We start from the raw sequence: 17,867 nt of genomic DNA, 5'->3' as shown, positions 1-17,867 counted from the left end.
AACAAAAGGAATTGGCGTTGAAAGCGAAATTGCCCGGACCCCAGCGGGATCCGGGCAATTCCTGGTGAATCAGGCCCGGGTGGCCTTACGGCGCCGGGAAATGTAGATCCCGCCGCCTACGCCCATGAGCGTCAGTCCGCCAATGACCATGGCAGCCAGTCCCGCAGTGCTTGCCGGGTTGGCGGCGGCAGCGCCGAACCAGTTGGTGTCCGCGAGGAACGGAGCGTTGGATCCGGCGGTCACGGTCAGGCCGGTGACCTCGAACGTTGCGCCGGCTGCACCCTTGAGGACCAGGGTGTGCGTTCCGGCAGGCAGGCCGGCCGGAACGGTGAAGGTGTAGCTGACCGAACCGTCAGCGTTGGCCACGGCGGTTTCGGCCAGGACAACCGGCTCGGAGTGGATCTCGCCGGTGACCGTTTCGCCAGCGACGAAGGTGCTGGCGGGAGCGTTGACCACGAACTTCTGGCCGCTGACCAGTTCGGCGCCGGCGGTCAGTTCCTTGACGGATCCCGTGGTGGCCAGCGGGACTGACGTGCTGCTGGGCGTCGCGGTTCCGGTCGGTGTGGCCGACGGGGTCTCCGTGGCGGTCGGCGTCGGGGTGGCCGTTTCCGTTTCGGTGGGCGTGGCGCTCGGTGACGGAGTGGCCGTTTCGGTGGCCGTCGGCGTGGCGGTCGCCGTCGGGGTGGCCACCACCGGCTGGCTGATGGTCCAGTTCTTGGACGCGTCGGTGGTGAGCGTGGCCCACGAGGCTACGGACTTGCCCGCTACCGGGTTGATCTTGGCGGTGGTGACGCTCTCGTTCGAGACGGTGCAGACGTAACCAATGCTGTACGTGTGGTTGGCCTGTACCACGGCTGACATGTCAGCAATGGGGGCCTTGCTGCTGTTCACAAAACCGGATTCCAGCGTGTTGTCGTCAGCAATCGTGCCGTTGGCATTCAGGGACATCGCGTACTGGGGATCCTGCGTCAGGGGGTAGACCGTCTGCGCTTCCACGGTGCTGCTCAGCGCCGGCTGGATTTCCTGCCCGGGCTCGGACATAAAGATCAGCGCGCCCTCGAGGATGTTGCCGGTGGTGGGGCAGACCATGTCGCTGTGCAGCTTCAGCACGGACAGGCTCAGGGCGCTCCAGTTGCCGCTGGTCGGGTTGGCCGTGACGGTTCCTGCCGAGCCTGCCGGGAGGGCCGCGTTGGCAACAGCGATTCCACCGCCCAGCAGGAGGGCGGTGCCGGCAACGGCGGCCGTGGCGTTCAGGCCCCAGCGGGATTTCATTGTCGTGGCGTTAGCCATAATCATTTCTTCTTTCTCAGGTAAACGTGTCTACTGCTGCGGTATTGCCCGGCGCCGGGAAATTAAATCCACCGGCCAACCAGCGAAAATCGCTGCGAAGAATTACCGATCAGTCTGGGTCATCAGTCGAATTCTGCGGGCGTGGCAAAGTAAAGCAGGCCGGTACTGAAAGTAAATTCTTTATGAACGGAATTCAGGACCCGGCCGGAGGAATTGTTAGTTGGTGTAACCCGACTTTTTGCCCATCGTCCAGTCGCCCACGTAGGAGAGCGTCTTGAAACCAAACTTGTTGATGATGACCTTGCTGCCAATCGTCTTCAGGTTGGTGGTCACGGCATTGCTCAGGACCAGGCTGTAAATGAGCTTGCTGGTCTGGGTGGAGCTGGCCACCACGTTGTAGGTGTCGCGTGCGAAGATGCCCTTGCCGCTGGCGGGCGCCACGGCAGCGTTACCGTAGAGGTCGCCGGGGGCCAGTGCCGGAGCCGTGGTGGCCGGGTCAATGGCCTTGAGTCCATCGATGTTCGCCAGCACCTGACCGGCAGCGGTGGTGTTGGCCATGGCGCCGTTCTTCTGCGCGATCCACTGTGCGGCGGAGAACGCGATGATATCGCCGTCGTTGATGAGGGCCGCACCGTTGTTCTCGGGATAGTTCTGCTCGACGTTGGGGATACAGGTGGTGTTCGGGGTGACGCCAATGGCTTTCACGAAGAAGGCGCGGGTGCCCGAAGCGGCCTGGGGCAGCTTGGGAGTGAAGGTCATGGTTCCGATGACGGGCTTGCCGGTGGTGCCGTCAATGGTGACGCCGTCGCCGGCGGTGCAGCTGAAGATGTTGGCGATCTGCTGGGTGGTCAGGTTCACCGGCGTGTTGGTGGAGTCCTTGACAGCCACGGTCATCGCGTCGCGTGCGAACGGCAGGAACGTCAGGTCAGTGCCTGCCACGCTGGGTGAGGAAGAGGACCGGGCGATGTCGACGTCGTTCCGCTTCAGGGTGAAGGTGTTGTTGGCCGAGTCCTTGTAAACATGGTTCAGCGGGTTCAGGCTGGCGCTCAGGGCCTTGACGCCGGCACCGGAACCGTTGGGACGCGTAAACGCGGTGACACCCGTTTTGGTCACGATCGCCGAGGGCAGGCCAAAGGCGTCGTAGGAGGCCACGGTCCTGATGGGGCCCGCGTTGGTCAGGGCGTTCCAGACATCCTGGATGGTGTCGGAACCAACTGCCGCAAGCGGGCGGTCCGGCGTCGTGGGCTCCGCAGACGCGCTGGCTGAGCTGATTAGGCCGAGTGCCAAGGCGGTCACGCAGATAGCGCCGACAGCCTGGAAGGACTTCAATTTCATGTCAAGATTCCCCATCTTAGGTACCGAGTGGATTAGCTGGTGCAGGTGGGCTACGGCGCAGTGCGGGCACTGCCGCTGCGGTCTGCGGCTGCCGGAGTAGTCAGGACAGTGCCGGCCGCTATGAGTCTGCGGCGGCGCTGCCCGGCATTTCGAATTGCTTGGCTAAGAAGAACCTGCGATCAGGTGAACGTTTGGTGAAAGCGCCGGCAAGGGGGCTTCGGGCAGCCGTTCCACGCCGGGAGCTCCTGCACGCAGGAGCTCGGGCGGGAACTCAACCGGAAGATGCCGGTGTCCGTGGCGGATCACTGTTTCCAGCAGGCGTGCGCCGCCAAGCAGGTCCAGTGCCGCCAGGGCGCTGCGGTCCCGGTCCCGGATGGTGGGGTACCAGGCGCTGGCCATCAACACGGGGCGTCCGCGCAGGCTGACGTACCACCCGTAGTCCCGGGCCTGCTGGTTCTGGACGAACGTAATGGTTAGGTCCTGGGCGGCCTTCTGAGCGGCCGTCGCATTCGCGGCCGCCACCGCATAGCTCGGGAAGAGGCCAACCCCCCGGCCGAGTTCCCTGTGGTTGCCCGAGATCAGGCGCCAGACGACCAGTGGCTGGTTGAAGTGATCCATCCGGCGCACCAGTTGGTGGATGGCCGGCAGGCGGACTGCCTGTGCCAGGACTTCGGTTGGCTGTTCAACGGGATTGGTCAACCGTTGCCGCACGTTAAGGGATGGCAGCGCGGAAACATGGCCGTGCTGAACGCCAGCGCTGAAGACGGCGAGTTCGCGCTCCTTCCAGCGGGTCGCCGCAGGAAGGGCCTGACTAACAAGAGAGGTGAAGGAAATGCGTTCATTGGAAATGATGGCTCCCCAGGGATCCTGTGACTGGACGCCGCCCATGCGGTCGTGATAAGGCTCAAGCCGGATGGTTGCCAGCCGGGGTGGCGCGGGTAAAGGAAGAGTGACAGGCAGCTGAACGTCTGGCATCACACGATGCCGCGTCCCGCGGTGGGCACATTTAGAATGGGACATTGTGCGCAACTGCGCTGTGCGCCTCCGTCGCAATCTCCTCGTTCCAGAAGGGCTCCCGGTGTCCAACCCAGCCGAAACCACCTCCAAACGTCCACTCCGCGTTGCCATTGTGGGTGCGGGACCGGCAGGTGTTTACGCGGCGGATATCCTGACCAAGTCCACCGGCGTCAAGGACGGCGATTTTGAGGTCAGTATCGACCTTTTTGAGGCCTACCCCGCCCCGTACGGCCTGATCCGCTACGGCGTGGCACCTGACCACCCGCGCATCAAGGGGATCGTGAACGCGCTGCACAAGGTCCTGGACCGCGGCGACATCCGCTTCCTGGGCAACGTCACGTACGGCCGCGATCTCACCCTCCATGACTTCCGCGCCTTCTACGACGCCGTGATCTTCTCCACAGGCGCCATCAAGGACGCGGACCTGGCCATCCCTGGCATTGATCTCGGCGGTTCGTTCGGCGGCGCCGACTTTGTGTCCTGGTACGACGGCCACCCGGACGTGCCCCGCGACTGGCCGCTGGATGCCAAGGAAATCGCCGTGATCGGCAACGGCAACGTAGCGCTGGACGTGGCCCGGATGCTGGTCAAGCACCCCGATGAACTCCTCACCACCGAAATCCCGGACAATGTCTACCAGGGCCTGAAGAACTCGCCGGTCACGGACGTCCACGTCTTCGGCCGCCGCGGCCCGGCACAGGTCAAGTTCACGCCGCTGGAACTGCGTGAGCTGAGCCACATGAAGGACGTGGACATTGTCCTTTACCCGGAGGACTTCGAGTTCGACGAAGCCTCCGATGACGCCATCCGCAGCAACAACCAGATCAAAACCATGGTGAACACGCTGACCAACTGGCTCGTGGAGGAGCACGCCGAAGCGGAAGAGCCGTCCTCCCGCCGCCTGCACCTGCACTTCCTGCACAGCCCGGTGGAGATCTACCAGGACCCCGACGACGGCGGGTCCGGCCGGGTGGCCGGCATCAAGTTTGAGCGGATGGAGCTGGACGGCACCGGCAACGTCAAAGGCACGGGCGAGTTTGTGGACTACCCCGTCCAGGCCGTGTACCGCGCCATCGGCTACCACGGTTCGCCCCTGGACGAGCTGGAGTACAACGCCAAACGCGGAGTGATCCCCAACGAGGGCGGCCGCGTGCTGGACGCCGACGGCAACCCCGTCCCCGGAATCTACGCCACCGGCTGGATCAAGCGCGGGCCGGTGGGTCTGATCGGGCACACCAAGGGCGATGCCTTGGAGACCATCGGCTTCCTCCTGGAGGACCGGCTCACACTGCCACCCGCCCAGAATCCGGACCCGCAGGCCATCATCAACCTCCTGCAGGAGCGCGGCATCGAGTTCACCACCTGGGAGGGCTGGATCAAGCTGGACGCGCACGAAGCAGCCCTCGGCGCCGCGTGGACAGAAGGCGGGACAGGCACCGACGGGACCGCCGCCGTCGTGCGTGAACGGATCAAAGTAGTCCCGCGCGAGGAAATGATCAACATCTCCCGTGCCTGACCCAGCGTCACCCACCAAAACAGCGCGAACGGACACTTGAGGCCCCAGCCAGAGGGGCCTCAAGTGTCCGTTCGCGCAACAGGGGCTGGCGCTGGAGGGTTCGCGCCGGCAGCAAGTAGACTTGCAGGACCGATGGGAGTTCGATGAGGAACCTGATCCTGCCGCCGACGTCCGGCGGCGAAGCAACTGCACTTGCCCAGCGTCATGCCCTGGCCGCCCATGAGCAGCTCGACGCTCAAGCGTTTCCGAACGCACCGGAAATCCCCGGCCTGCGGCGGCTGATCCGGGAGTCCTGGCAACGGTCCGCCCGGTTGAAAGCCAACCCTGACAACCCCGAAGCGCCCCTTGCCCTGGACACCGACGAGCTCGAGGAATACCGGCGGCAGCACCCCCTGGCCAGCATCATGCCCGTGATCCACAAACTCCTGGTCCAGCCGAGCCACGACAGCGGCCTGCTCGTTGCCGTGGGTGATGAAGTGGGCCGGCTGCTCTGGGTGGAAGGCGATCCGGCCCTGCAGCGCCGTGCCGAAGGCATGATGTTCGTGCCGGGCGCCGACTGGTCAGAGGCCACCGTGGGCACCAGCGCTCCCGGCACTGCCCTGGCCTTGGGTCGCGGCATCCAGATTTCCGGGGCGGAGCATTACCAGCGGTCCGTGCACGCCTGGAGCTGCACCGCCGTCCCGTTCCACGACCCGGATTCCGGTGCGCTGCTGGGCGTTGTGGACATCACGGGCAAAGCCAGCGCGGTGGCGCCCCACACTTTGTCGCTCGTTGAGGCGACCGTCGCTGCCGCCCAGGCACAGCTCCGTGTTGAGCGGCTGCAGCTGGCGGCCACCCTTGCCAGCCGGCCGGCCCGACGGCGGAACGCCAGTTCGGCGGCCAGGACGGATTCGGCGCGGGCCGGGGGAGCGGGCGGCGCGAAGGAAGGCAGCCTGTACCGCAACAGCCTGCAGCTTCTGGGCCGTGACCAGGCGCTGCTCAGCATAGAAGGCAAAACGGTGGCGCTGTCCGCCCGGCACAGTGAAATCCTCGCCCTGCTCAGCACCCACCCGGACGGGCTGAGCGCCGAGGAGCTCAGTGTCCTGCTCTACCCGGGCGACGGCCCCACCATGACGCTCCGCGCGGAAATGGTCCGGCTGCGCAAGATCCTCCAGCAGCTCAACCCGGCCGCCGTGCCCGAATCCAGGCCGTACAAACTCACCATGGACCTGGTCCCGGACAGCGGGCAGGTGCTGAACTGCCTGCAGCGCGGCGCCCATCGCATTGCGCTGGAAATCTACCGCGGCGCGGTGCTGCCGCGCTCCGAAGCGCCGGGCATCATCGACCTCCGCGACAGGGTCTCCTCGCTCATGCGCGAAGCGGTCCTGACGGATGGCAGTGCCGAGACGCTGCTCAAGTACGCGGCCCTGCCGGAGGCGAGAGACGACGTCGACGTCCGGACCGTCGCCCTGAAGCTGCTGCCGGCGCGCTCGCCCAAGCGGGCCGCCGTCGTCGCCGATCTTGAGCGGCTGGAAGCGGAACTGAGCGCCTAGCCGCCGGGGCCGTGAGCTGGCTCACACTGGCGCAACCTGACTGCAACCTTCACCCTCCTACGCTGAAACCAACGGCGGCCGCCATCATCAAGCGCCACCTTTCATGCACAGCAAAGGAGCTAGCAATGACTGTTTACGCACAGCCCGGTACCGAGGGTTCGAAGGTCACGTTCAAGGACCGCTACGAGAACTGGATCGGCGGCGAGTGGGTTGCCCCCGTCAAGGGCCAGTACTTCGAGAACATCACACCCGTCACCGGCAAGGTCTTCTGCGAAGTTGCCCGCGGCACCGCGGAAGACATCGAGCTGGCCCTGGACGCCGCCCACAAGATCGCACCGTCCTGGGGCAAGACCTCTGTCGCCGAGCGCGCCGCCATCTTGAACAAGATCGCCGACCGCATCGACGAAAACCTTGAAATGCTGGCCGTCGCCGAATCGTGGGACAACGGCAAGCCCATCCGCGAAACCCTGAACGCGGACATTCCGCTCGCCGCGGACCACTTCCGCTACTTCGCCTCGGCCGTCCGCGCCCAGGAAGGCCGGCTGTCCCAGCTCGACGACGACACCACCGCCTACCACTATCACGAGCCGCTCGGCGTCGTCGGCCAGATCATCCCCTGGAACTTTCCCATCCTGATGGCCGTCTGGAAGCTTGCCCCGGCCCTCGCCGCCGGCAACGCCGTGGTCCTCAAGCCGGCCGAGCAGACGCCGTCGTCCATCCTTGTGTTGATGGAGCTTATCGGCGACCTGCTGCCGGCCGGTGTGCTCAATGTGGTCAACGGATTCGGCGTCGAGGCCGGCAAGCCGCTCGCGTCCAGCCCGCGGATCCGCAAGATCGCGTTCACCGGTGAGACGTCCACCGGGCGCCTGATCAGCCAGTACGCCAGCCAGAACCTGATCCCCGTCACCCTGGAGCTCGGCGGCAAGAGCCCGAACATCTTCTTCAACGATGTGGCCGAGTCCAACGACGCGTTCTACGACAAGGCCCAGGAAGGCTTCGCGCTCTTCGCCTTCAACTCGGGCGAGGTCTGCACCTGCCCGTCCCGTGCCCTGGTCCAGGACGGCATCTACGATTCCTTCATGGCCGACGCCGTGGCCCGAGTGGAAAAGATCATCCAGGGCAACCCGCTGGACACTGACACGCAGCTCGGCGCCCAGGCCTCCAATGACCAGCTGGAAAAGATCCTCTCCTACATCGACATCGGCAAGCAGGAGGGCGCCAAGGTGCTCACCGGCGGCGCCCGGGCCGAAATGCCCGGAGACCTGGCCGGCGGTTACTACGTCCAGCCGACCATCTTCGAAGGCCACAACAAGATGCGGATCTTCCAGGAGGAAATCTTCGGCCCTGTTGTGTCCGTGACCCGCTTCAGCGACTACAACGACGCCATGGGCATCGCCAACGACACCCTGTACGGCCTCGGCGCCGGCGTCTGGTCCCGCAACGGCAACGTCGCCTACCGGGCCGGCCGTGAGATCCAGGCCGGCCGCGTCTGGGTCAACAACTACCACGCCTACCCGGCCGGCGCCGCGTTCGGCGGGTACAAGTCCTCCGGCATCGGACGTGAAAACCACTCCATGATGCTGGACCACTACCAGCAAACCAAGAACCTCCTGGTCAGCTACAACGAGAACAAGCTCGGCTTCTTCTAAGCCGCCCTTAGCCCGGGCGGGGACGGATCAGCACTGGTCCGTCCCCGCCTGCACCATCCTGGCCACCCCTCAGGAAGGCAGCACCACCTCCACCGCACCATCGCTTTATCTACGCAAGGATTTCGCCAATGACGACGACAATGCAAGCAGCAGTAGTAACTGAGTTCGGGAAGGATCTTCAGATCCAGACCCTCCCCATTCCCACCCCGGGCCGGGGTGAGGCGCTGGTCAAGGTCATCACCACCGGCGTCTGCCACACAGACCTCCACGCGGCTGAGGGCGACTGGCCGGTCAAGCCGACACCGCCGTTCATCCCCGGCCACGAAGGCGTAGGCGAAGTGGTTGCCCTGGGCGAAGGTGTCACCGACCTCGCCGTCGGCGACCTCGTCGGCAACGCCTGGCTCTGGTCCGCCTGCGGCGACTGCCAGTACTGCCGCACCGGCTGGGAGACACTCTGCGAGGTACAGAAGAACGCCGGCTACAGTGTGGACGGCTCCTTCGGGGAGTACATGCTCGTGGACACGCGCTTTGCCGCACGCATCCCGGCGGGCTCGGACCCCGTTGAAGTCGCACCGGTGCTTTGCGCCGGCGTCACGGTCTACAAAGGCCTGAAGATGACCGAAGCCAGGCCCGGACAGTGGGTCACCATCTCCGGTATCGGCGGACTGGGGCACATTGCCGTCCAGTACGCGGTTGCCATGGGACTGCGGGTTGCTGCCGTGGACATCGCGGACGACAAACTCGCCCTGGCCAAGAAGCACGGCGCCGAGCTCNTGGAGTCCTGGTCACCGCAGTACACCCGTCTGCTTTTGGCCAGGCGATCGGCATGGCCCGCCGGGGCGGGACGATTGTGTTCAACGGCCTGCCGCCGGGCGACTTCCCGGCACCGATCTTCGAGATTGTGCTCAAGGGCCTGACCGTCCGCGGCTCGATCGTGGGGACCCGGCAGGACCTGGAGGAAGCCCTCGAGTTCTACGCCGAGGGCAAGATCCACCCCACGGTCTCCACCCGGGAGCTTTCCGAGGTCAACGACGTTCTTGACGAGATGAAGCACGCCAAGATCGACGGCCGCGTCGTTATCAAGTACTGATGATGGAGGCGAGGCTTGACGCGGCGGTGACGCTGCCCGGGGAGGACATCTCCCGCGTGGCTCTCACCGCCGAGGCCCTGGGACTGCTCAGGAAGTTGTGGGGGCAGCACGGGCCCCTGATGTTCCACCAGTCCGGCGGCTGCTGCGACGGGTCCTCGCCTATGTGTTATCCGGCCGGGGAGTTCATCACGGCGGAAGCGGACGTCCTCCTGGGGCTGTTCGACATCGCCGACGGCCTGGAGCCGCAGCCCCTTGAGTTCTGGATGTCCAAGGAGCAGTTCAACTACTGGAGCCACACCCATCTGACCGTGGACGTGGTCCAGGGCCGGGGGAGCGGGTTCTCGGTTGAGTCGCCGGAAGGCAAGCGGTTCCTGATCCGGTCAAAGCTGATGGACTGGCCCGGCTAGGCACCCGAACCACCTGCACGAACCGCCAGCACCAAAGCACCGGCACCAACCACCAGTGCGAACGGACACTTGAGGCCCTCCCGGCGAGGGCCCCAAGTGTCCGTTCGCGCTTAATCGGGGCGGGCGGAAAGTCTCACCATGCGGGACAGGTGTGAACGTCCAGTGGGTGGACGAGTATCGTTGATGGGTCTGTTTCCAACACAAATCAGGATTGTGGAACCTTATGAACCTTCTCCGGACCAAATCCATCGAGCAGTCCATCGCCGACGCCGATGAACCCGGACACAAGCTCAAGCGGTCGCTCAGCAGCTGGGACCTGATGATCATGGGTGTCGCCGTCGCTGTCGGCGCCGGCATCTTCTCGGTGGGAGCCAAGGCTGCGGCCAACTTCTCCGGCCCCGCCGTGACGTTGTCCTTCGCCATTGCCGCCGTGACGTGTGCCCTGGCCATCATGTGCTACGCCGAGTTCGCCACCGCCATTCCGGTCGCCGGGTCGGCCTACGTCTTTACGTACGCCACCATGGGCGAACTGCTGGCGTGGATCATCGGCTGGAACCTGATCCTGGAACTGTTCACCGCCGCGGCAGTGATCGCCAAGTACTGGGGCATCTACCTCAGCAAGGTGTTTGCGCTGATGGGGGCCGACGTACCGCCGGCGCTGTCGCTCGGCGGCGTGGACCTCTACTGGGGCGCCTTCCTGATCGTTGCCGTCTTCACCGTGCTCCTGGTGCTGGGCACCAAGCTCTCCGCCCGTGTGGGCAACGTCTTCACCCTGATCAAGATCGCCGTGGTGCTGTTTGTGATCGTAGTGGGCTTCACCTACGTGAAGTTCGAAAACTACACGCCGTTCGTGCCCGCCGCGGAACCCACCGCCGGTGGCTCCGCGGATGTCCTGAAGCAATCATTCTTCGGCTTCCTCACCGGTGCCGCGCCCGCCCAGTACGGCACACTGGGCATCTTCGCCGGCGCCGCGCTGGTGTTCTTCGCCTTCATCGGCTTTGACGTCGTGGCCACGTCCGCGGAGGAAGTCAAGAACCCGCAGAAGACCCTGCCCCGCGGCATCTTCGGCGGCCTGGCCGTGGTGACGCTGCTCTACATCCTCGTGTCCCTCGCGCTCACCGGCATGGTGTCCTACACGGACCTCGCGGCGGCCGAGACCCCCACCCTCACCACCGCCTTCGAGGCCGTCGGCAACACCACCGCTGCCAAGGTCATCGCCTTCGGCTCCCTGATCGGCCTCACCACGGTCATCATGGTGCTGCTGATGGGGCTGTCCCGCGTGGTGCTGGCCATGAGCCGCGACGGACTGCTGCCCCGCGCGCTGTCCAAGACCAGCGAAAAGCGTTCGACGCCGGTCCGCCTCCAGATCATCTGCGGTGCCGCCGTAGCACTTGTGGCCGGCCTGACCAACGTTGACCTGCTGGAAGAAATGATCAACATCGGCACGCTGTCGGCGTTTGTGGTGGTGAGCCTGGGCATCCTGGTGCTGCGCAAGAAGCGCCCGGACCTGAAGCCGTCCTTCCGCGTCCCGTTCGGCAAGGTCCTCCCGGTGGTTTCGGCCGTCCTGTGCCTGTACCTGATGACGAACCTCGCCGTGGAGACGTGGATCTTCTTCGCCGGCTGGCTGGTCATCGGCGTCGTGATCTACTTCGCCTACGGCCAGCGTCACTCCCGCCTGAACGAAAAGTTCGCCGAAGCCAAGTCCGCCGTGGATGCCACGGATTCCAGCGCGGAGGACGCCACGGAGTCCGGCGCGGACGCCCGCCTTTCCGGCAGTGATGCCGCAGCCCGCGACGAGGCATTCACCCGCCCGTAAGCCCGCGGCCACCTAGGCCTGCAAACAAGACAGAGGCACCCGTCCACCCCTTTGGTGGCAGGGTGCCTCTGCCGTTTAACCCGCCTTTTGTGATCTGGCCGATAAGACCTATATAGTCGTGCTTGAAGTTTTCGGGATGTCGTCCCGATAATCGGAATGTGCTTCGGCACCAAAGAGAAATGGTGAACTGTGGCTGAGAACGATGTTGTTCGCAGTAAATCGGCGGTCCTCGACCCCAAAGGCAATGAGGAAGCAAACGGAAGCGCGGACAGGGGGCCCGTCCGCAGGGCCGCATGGGCCGGCCTGATCGGCACCGCGCTCGAACAGTACGACTTTGTGATCTACGGAACCGCATCGGCGATCATCTTCAACAAGATCTTCTTCCCGAACATCGACCCCGCCATCGGCATCATCGCCGCCTTCGGTGCCTACGCCGTCGGCTTCGGTGCACGCCCCCTCGGCGGCCTCTTCTTCTCCAAGTACGGTGACCGGCTGGGACGCAAGTGGGTGCTGGTTGCCACGCTCTTCCTGATGGGCATCGCCACATTTGCCATCGGCCTGCTGCCCACCTACGAGCAGGCGGGCATCTGGGCCCCGGTGCTGCTGGTTGCCTGCCGCTTCCTCCAGGGATTCGGCGCCGGCGCTGAACAGGCCGGCGGCGTGGTCCTGGTGGCGGAAACTGCGCCCAAGGGCAGCCGCGGACGCTATGCCTCGCTCGTCTTCGTTGGTGCCGCCGCCGGCACCGCGATGGGCGCCGTCGTCTGGATCCTGGTGCAGATGATGCCCCGCGAAGCCCTGGAAGCCTATGGCTGGCGGCTTGTGTTCTTCTCGTCGATCTTCGTCACCATCGCCGCCTACGTGATCCGCCGCAAGCTGAAGGAATCACCGGTCTTTGAGGAAAAGAAGGAAGAAATCGCCGGCGTCATCCGCGCCACCCCCGTGGCCGACGTCGTCAAGAACGGCCGTGCGGGCCTGTTCCGGGTCTTCTTTATGAACGTGGGCGCCAACGCGCACTCGTACATCTTCCAGGTCTTCCTGGGCTCCTACCTGATCACGCAGCTCAAGATTGACGCGACGTTCATTCCCAAGGTCCTGCTGGTGGGCGCGCTCTTCGCCTGCGTCTCGGCCTACGCCTTCGGCACACTGTCCGACCGCTTCGGCCGCCGCCGGATGTACCTCATCATCACGGCATTCCTGTTTGTCTTCCCCGTCCCGGCCTTCCTGCTGCTGAACACCGGAAACCTGTTCCTGATCTCGCTGGTGATCGTGCTCGGCTTCATCTTCGCCGCGCAGGGCTCCGTGGGCGTCCAGGCAGCGTACTTCCCCGAGCTCTTCGGCTCCCGCTACCGCTACGCCGGCGTCGCCCTGGGCCGGGAGTTCTCCTCCGTCTTCGGCGGCGGCATCGCCCCGCTCATCTGCTCGGCGCTGGTCACCGCGTTCAGCGGCTCCTGGATCCCCGTCGCCCTCTACATGATGGCCATGATGGGCATCAGCCTCGTCACCACCATCAAAGCCCCCGAAACCGTCGATCGTGACCTGCTCACAGAAGAGGACGCCAAGTAATGCCAGCCACGCCCACCCGCATTGTCATCACCGACTGCGACCACGACTCCATCGCCATCGAGCAGGCCGTTGCCGATGCCGCCGGTGTGGAACTGGTCCTTGCCCAGTGCCGGACCGAGGAGGACGTTATTGCCGCCGCTGCCGGCGCCGACGCCATCGTGGTCCAGTACGCCCCCGTCACGGACCGCGTCCTCGCGGCCCTGCCGCAGCTGAAGGCGATCGGCCGGTACGGCGTGGGCGTGGACACCCTCGACGTCGAGGCGGCCACCGCCCGCGGCGTCGCCGTCTGCAATGTGCCGGACTACGGCACCGAGGATGTCAGCGACCACGCCATTGCCCTGGCCGTCAGCCTGGCCCGCGGAATCACCCGGCTGGACCGCGGCATGCGGCGCGGGGAACACTCGCTGCTCCCCGTTCAGCCCCTGCACCGGATGTCCACCAGGGTGTTCGGCGTGGTGGGCCTGGGACTGATCGGCGCGGCCACCGCGCGCAAGGCCAAGGGCCTGGGCTACACGGTGATCGGGTCTGACCCGCTCGCTGAAATCGGTACGACGACGGCGGATGGAGTCGCCGTCGTCGGGTTTGAGGAAGTGATTTCCCGCGCTGATGTGGTGTCCCTCCACGTTCCGCTCAACTCCCATACGCATCACCTGATCAACTCCGGCGTGCTCGCGCAGATGAAACGCGGCGCTGTGCTGGTCAACACTTGCCGCGGGGGAGTGGTGGACACCGCTGCGGTTGCCGACGCCCTGGCCAGCGGCCAGCTCTACGGCGCCGGGCTGGACGTCTTCGAAGAGGAACCGCTGGCCCTGACCAGCCCGCTGATCGGCTGCGAAAACGCCGTGCTCACACCGCACGCCGCCTGGTACAGCGAGGAATCTTATGCGGAACTGAAGCGCCGCACCATCGAAAACGTCCTCGAGGTCTGCGCCGGACGTATGCCGCGCAACGTGATGAACGCAGGGGTGTTGGTGTGAGCGTAGAACTCCTGAACAGCACCATGCGCGCCGCCGTGTGGACGGCGCCGGACACGGTCGAACCGCGGCAGCTGCCCGTGCCGGAAATCCCCGCCGGCTGGGCCCTGGTCCGGACGGAAATGACCGGACTGTGCGGCTCCGATTTTTCCATCCTGCACGGAACGCACCCCCGCGCCGAAGCTCCCCTGGTCATGGGCCATGAGATCACCGGCATCGTGGAGGTCGCGGCGGAGACCGGTCCGGCAGCGGGCACCCGGGTCACCGTGGAGCCCCTCATCCACTGCGGTGAATGCCACCCGTGCAGCGGCGGCGACACCCACGTCTGCCGGGCCCTGAAACTGTACGGGATCGACGTCGCCGGCTCCCTCGCCGAATACGTGGCCCTGCCTGCCTCCGCGCTCGTCCCGGTCAGCAACGCCGTGCCCCTCCAGGAGGCCGCCTTCGCCGAACCCCTGGCTGTGGCCGTCCACGCGGTTTCCCGGGCCGGCCTGACCGGCGGCGAGCGGGTGGTGATCTTTGGCGCCGGGCCCATCGGCATCCTGACGGCCCTGGTGGCACGTCACCAGGGAGCCGGCAGCGTCCTCATTTCGGAGCCCTCCGAGGCCCGCCGCCAGGTGGCCGAGGAACTGGGTTTCGCCACGGTGGCACCCGGGGACGACCCCATCCAGGCCATCCTTGCCACCACCGGCGGGGACGGCGCGGACATCGTCTTCGACTCCGCCGCCCACCCCGCGGTCGCCGCGATGCTGCCCCGGGCCGTCCGTGTCCGTGGCACCATCGTGCTGGTCGGCGTCTACAAAAAGCCCGTCGAAGTCGACCTCCAGGCCCTGACGTTCGCCGAGAACACCGTGGTGGGCGTCCGGGTCTACACCAGGGCCGCCGTGGAACGCGCGGTGGAACTCATCGAAAGCCGTGAACTGGGCCTGGACCGCATTCCCACCCAGGTGTTCGCCCTCGAGGACACGCGCCAGGCCTTTGACCAAGCGATGGCGTCCGGACGAGTCCTCAAAGTCTTTGTCAGTCCAGCCGCGGCGCCCGCCGCGAAAACCCAGGAAAGTTCATGAACCCCACAGCAGAGAAATCGCCGTTTGACCTTAGTGGCAAAACCGCAGCCGTGACCGGCGCTTCCCGCGGGATCGGCCTGGGCATTGCCCTCGGGCTGGTCAACGCCGGCGCCAGCGTTGTGGCACTCCAGCGCGGCCCCTTGGCCCCGGAACTGGCAGTCGCTGCGGAAAAGGCAGGCGTCAGCGCCGCTGCAGTCCACGTGGACCTGGCCAGCGAAGAGTCCGTGGCCGCCGCCACAGCGGAAACCCTCGCGGGACGCCAGATCGACATCCTGGTCAACAACGCAGGAACCCAGATCCGGCACGACGCGACCGAGTTCCCGCTGTCCGACTTCGACCGTGTGATGGCCATCAACACCCGCGCCGTCTTCCAGCTGTGCCAGGGCTTCGGCACCCCGATGGTGGAACGCGGTGGCGGGAAGATCATCAACATGGCTTCCCTCCTTACGTTCCAGGGCGGCCTGCGGGTTCCGGCCTACGCCGCGTCGAAGGGCGCTGTGGCGCAGCTGACCAAGGCGCTGTGCAACGAATGGGCGCCCCGCGGCGTGAATGTCAATGCGGTTGCGCCGGGCTACATCGCCACGGACATGAACGAGGCGCTGCTGGCAGACGCCCAGCGCCATGAACAGATCTCGGTGCGGATCCCGGCCGCACGCTGGGGCACCGGCGGCGATCTCGCCGGCGCGGTGGTGTTCCTGGCCTCCGCGGCTGCGGACTACATCCACGGCGTAGTACTTCCGGTCGACGGCGGGTGGCTGGCCCGATGAGCGATCTGCAGAGCCCTCCCGTTTCCGCCATCCTGCAGGCCAACCCTGTGGTGGCCGTCCTCCGCGCCCGGCATGCCCGGGAATACGCGCCGGTCATCGACGCCCTGGTCAGGGGCGGCGTCCGGTCCATCGAACTGACCCTCAGCACCGATGGTGTCTTCGACTTCCTGCCGGACATCAAACGGCGGTTCGGCGCCGACGCGGAAATCGGCGTCGGCACCGTCACCTCGGGTGACCAGGCCGCGCAGGCGCTCGACGGCGGGGCGGACTACCTGGTGACGCCCGCCATGGTGACGGACGTGATCCGCGCTGCGGTTGCGGCCGGCGTTCCGGTGTTCCCCGGCGGGCTGACGCCCACCGAACTGCTGACCGGCATGCAGGCGGGGGCAACGGCCGTGAAGCTGTTTCCCGCCTCCACCGTGGGCCCGGGCTACATCGGGCAGCTGCGCGGGCCCTTTCCGGACATGCGGGTCATTCCGTCCGGCGGCATCGGCATCGATGGCTCCGCGGACTGGATCGCCGCAGGGGCGCTTGCCGTCAGTCTGGGCGGACCGCTGCTCCGTGATGCGTTCTCCGGCGGCGACCTCGCCGCCCTCACCGCCCGCGCCCGGCAGCTCAGCTCCGTGGTGGCGGACGCCGTCCAGGCGAGGGGTGCCCGGTGACCTTCACCGACGTCGTGACCCTCGGCGAAACGATGGGCCTGATGAAGGCCGAGACGCCCGGCCCGCTGGCCCAGGTGTCCTCGCTCAGCCTGGGAATGGGCGGCTCCGAGAGCAACTTTGCCATCGCGCTGCGGCGCCTGGGCACCTCGGTGACCTGGGTGGGACGCGTCGGCAACGACAGCCTCGGCGAACTCGTCCTGCGGGAGCTCGCCGCCGAGGGCATCGTCGTTGACCCCCTGCGCGACGAGTCGGCACCCACAGGCCTCATGATCAAAGAGCGGCGCACCATGGACCAGCTCAAGGTCTGGTACTACCGGGCCGGCAGCGCGGGCTCCCGGCTGTCCCGGGAGGACATCCCGGCCGAGCGGATTTCCAACGCCCGGCTGCTGCACCTCACGGGCATCACGCCGGCACTTTCGCCGGAGGCAGCCCGGGCGGCGCAATATGCCCTGGACGTTGCCCGTGAAGCAGGCGTCCATGTCTCGTTCGACCTCAACTACCGCGCCGCGCTATGGTCCGCCGACGACGCCCGTGACGTTTTCCGGAACATCATTGCCCAGGCGGACATCGTGTTCGCCGGGGACGACGAAGCCGCCATCGCGGTAGGAAAGTCCGACGACTCCCTGGAGCTTGCCCGCTGGGTCGCCGCCCTCGGGCCGGGCCAGGCTGTCATCAAGCGGGGAGCCGCGGGCTGTGCCGCCGTGATCGACGGGGTGGAATACGTGCAGGACGCTGTCCGCGTCAACGCCATCGACACCGTGGGGGCCGGCGACGCCTTTGTGGCCGGCTACATCTCGGACCTCTTGGCCGGGGCCTCGGTGCAGGAGAGGCTGCTGACCGCGGTCCGCACGGGAGCCTTTGCCTGCCTGGTGCCCGGCGACTGGGAAGGCATGCCGCGCCGGCACGAGCTGGCAATGCTGGACGCCACGGAACCGGTGGCACGCTGAGCGGGGTTAACCCGTCAGCCGGAACTGATCCTGTCGCGGGAACTGGCCCCGTAGCGGGAACTGGTCCCGTAGGGGGGAGCTGGTCCCGTAGAGGGGCCGGCGGAAAGGGCCTGGATCGGCGCGTGGGCGCTAGTCCGAAAATGAGGTGACGTCCGTTCGGTCGGCGCGCGTGGGGGTGCCCGTGTGGCGAGCGGGAACCACCGGTTTGTCTTTGGAATTGGGAGTCAGGCGGCAG

At 66.1% G+C, this 17,867-nt stretch carries 14 protein-coding genes and 1 pseudogene; 12 read left to right on the top strand and 3 right to left on the bottom strand.

Going from position 1 to position 17,867, the window contains the following annotated elements; all coding sequences use genetic code 11:
* Positions 1 to 69: 69 nt before the first annotated feature.
* The 3 genes from ACX80V_RS19850 to ACX80V_RS19840 all read right to left on the bottom strand — a co-directional run bounded on the left by ACX80V_RS19850 (position 70) and on the right by ACX80V_RS19840 (position 3,513).
* A complete protein-coding gene (locus tag ACX80V_RS19850; protein ID WP_485844590.1) occupies positions 70 to 1,290 on the bottom strand; it encodes a hypothetical protein in 1,221 nt (406 codons plus the stop codon).
* Positions 1,291 to 1,506: 216 nt separating this feature from the next.
* Entirely contained in the window at positions 1,507 to 2,625 is a 1,119-nt protein-coding gene (locus ACX80V_RS19845; RefSeq protein ID WP_485844589.1) for a hypothetical protein, read from the bottom strand.
* A 162-nt stretch (positions 2,626 to 2,787) separates the two neighbouring features.
* Positions 2,788 to 3,513 (bottom strand): hypothetical protein, encoded by a 726-nt coding sequence (locus ACX80V_RS19840; protein ID WP_485844588.1) that lies wholly within the window; start codon positions 3,511 to 3,513, stop codon positions 2,788 to 2,790.
* Between the two features lie 190 nt (positions 3,514 to 3,703).
* On the opposite strand from ACX80V_RS19840, the gene ACX80V_RS19835 reads away from it, so the two are divergent.
* The 12 genes and pseudogenes from ACX80V_RS19835 to ACX80V_RS19780 all read left to right on the top strand — a co-directional run bounded on the left by ACX80V_RS19835 (position 3,704) and on the right by ACX80V_RS19780 (position 17,632).
* Positions 3,704 to 5,158, top strand: coding sequence for an FAD-dependent oxidoreductase (locus ACX80V_RS19835; RefSeq protein ID WP_485844587.1), 1,455 nt, complete (start codon positions 3,704 to 3,706; stop codon positions 5,156 to 5,158).
* A 143-nt stretch (positions 5,159 to 5,301) separates the two neighbouring features.
* Complete coding sequence (locus tag ACX80V_RS19830; RefSeq protein ID WP_485844586.1) at positions 5,302 to 6,690, top strand: helix-turn-helix domain-containing protein; 1,389 nt, start codon at positions 5,302 to 5,304, stop codon at positions 6,688 to 6,690.
* A 125-nt stretch (positions 6,691 to 6,815) separates the two neighbouring features.
* The gene (gene exaC / locus ACX80V_RS19825) at positions 6,816 to 8,339 is read left to right on the top strand and encodes an acetaldehyde dehydrogenase ExaC (RefSeq protein ID WP_485844585.1); all 1,524 of its coding nucleotides are present in this window, start codon (positions 6,816 to 6,818) and stop codon (positions 8,337 to 8,339) included.
* Positions 8,340 to 8,467: 128 nt separating this feature from the next.
* Positions 8,468 to 9,429: pseudogene (locus ACX80V_RS19820) on the top strand (zinc-dependent alcohol dehydrogenase).
* Positions 9,429 to 9,836, top strand: a complete 408-nt coding sequence (locus ACX80V_RS19815) for a DUF779 domain-containing protein (protein WP_485844584.1) — start codon at positions 9,429 to 9,431, stop codon at positions 9,834 to 9,836. The pseudogene ACX80V_RS19820 and the gene ACX80V_RS19815 overlap by 1 nt, the downstream one beginning before the upstream one ends.
* Before the next feature lie 223 nt (positions 9,837 to 10,059).
* Complete coding sequence (locus ACX80V_RS19810; protein WP_485844583.1) at positions 10,060 to 11,652, top strand: APC family permease; 1,593 nt, start codon at positions 10,060 to 10,062, stop codon at positions 11,650 to 11,652.
* A gap of 189 nt (positions 11,653 to 11,841) precedes the next feature.
* On the top strand, positions 11,842 to 13,215 hold the full coding sequence (locus ACX80V_RS19805) for an MFS transporter (RefSeq protein ID WP_485844582.1): 1,374 nt from the start codon (positions 11,842 to 11,844) through the stop codon (positions 13,213 to 13,215).
* On the top strand, positions 13,215 to 14,192 hold the full coding sequence (locus ACX80V_RS19800; protein WP_485844581.1) for a C-terminal binding protein: 978 nt from the start codon (positions 13,215 to 13,217) through the stop codon (positions 14,190 to 14,192). The genes ACX80V_RS19805 and ACX80V_RS19800 overlap by 1 nt, the downstream gene beginning before the upstream one ends.
* Positions 14,189 to 15,256 (top strand): zinc-dependent alcohol dehydrogenase, encoded by a 1,068-nt coding sequence (locus ACX80V_RS19795; RefSeq protein ID WP_485844580.1) that lies wholly within the window; start codon positions 14,189 to 14,191, stop codon positions 15,254 to 15,256. Before ACX80V_RS19800 ends, ACX80V_RS19795 begins: the two co-directional genes overlap by 4 nt.
* Positions 15,253 to 16,023 (top strand): SDR family oxidoreductase, encoded by a 771-nt coding sequence (locus tag ACX80V_RS19790; RefSeq protein ID WP_485844579.1) that lies wholly within the window; start codon positions 15,253 to 15,255, stop codon positions 16,021 to 16,023. Before ACX80V_RS19795 ends, ACX80V_RS19790 begins: the two co-directional genes overlap by 4 nt.
* A complete protein-coding gene (locus ACX80V_RS19785; protein WP_485844578.1) occupies positions 16,020 to 16,685 on the top strand; it encodes a bifunctional 4-hydroxy-2-oxoglutarate aldolase/2-dehydro-3-deoxy-phosphogluconate aldolase in 666 nt (221 codons plus the stop codon). Before ACX80V_RS19790 ends, ACX80V_RS19785 begins: the two co-directional genes overlap by 4 nt.
* Positions 16,682 to 17,632, top strand: a complete 951-nt coding sequence (locus tag ACX80V_RS19780; RefSeq protein WP_485844577.1) for a sugar kinase — start codon at positions 16,682 to 16,684, stop codon at positions 17,630 to 17,632. The genes ACX80V_RS19785 and ACX80V_RS19780 overlap by 4 nt, the downstream gene beginning before the upstream one ends.
* The last annotated feature ends 235 nt before the right edge of the window (positions 17,633 to 17,867 follow it).

It is taken from the genome of Pseudarthrobacter arbutini (assembly GCF_054510915.1).
The sequence above is the reverse complement of the archived record's forward strand: the minus strand, read 5'-3'. Positions and strand labels throughout refer to the sequence as shown.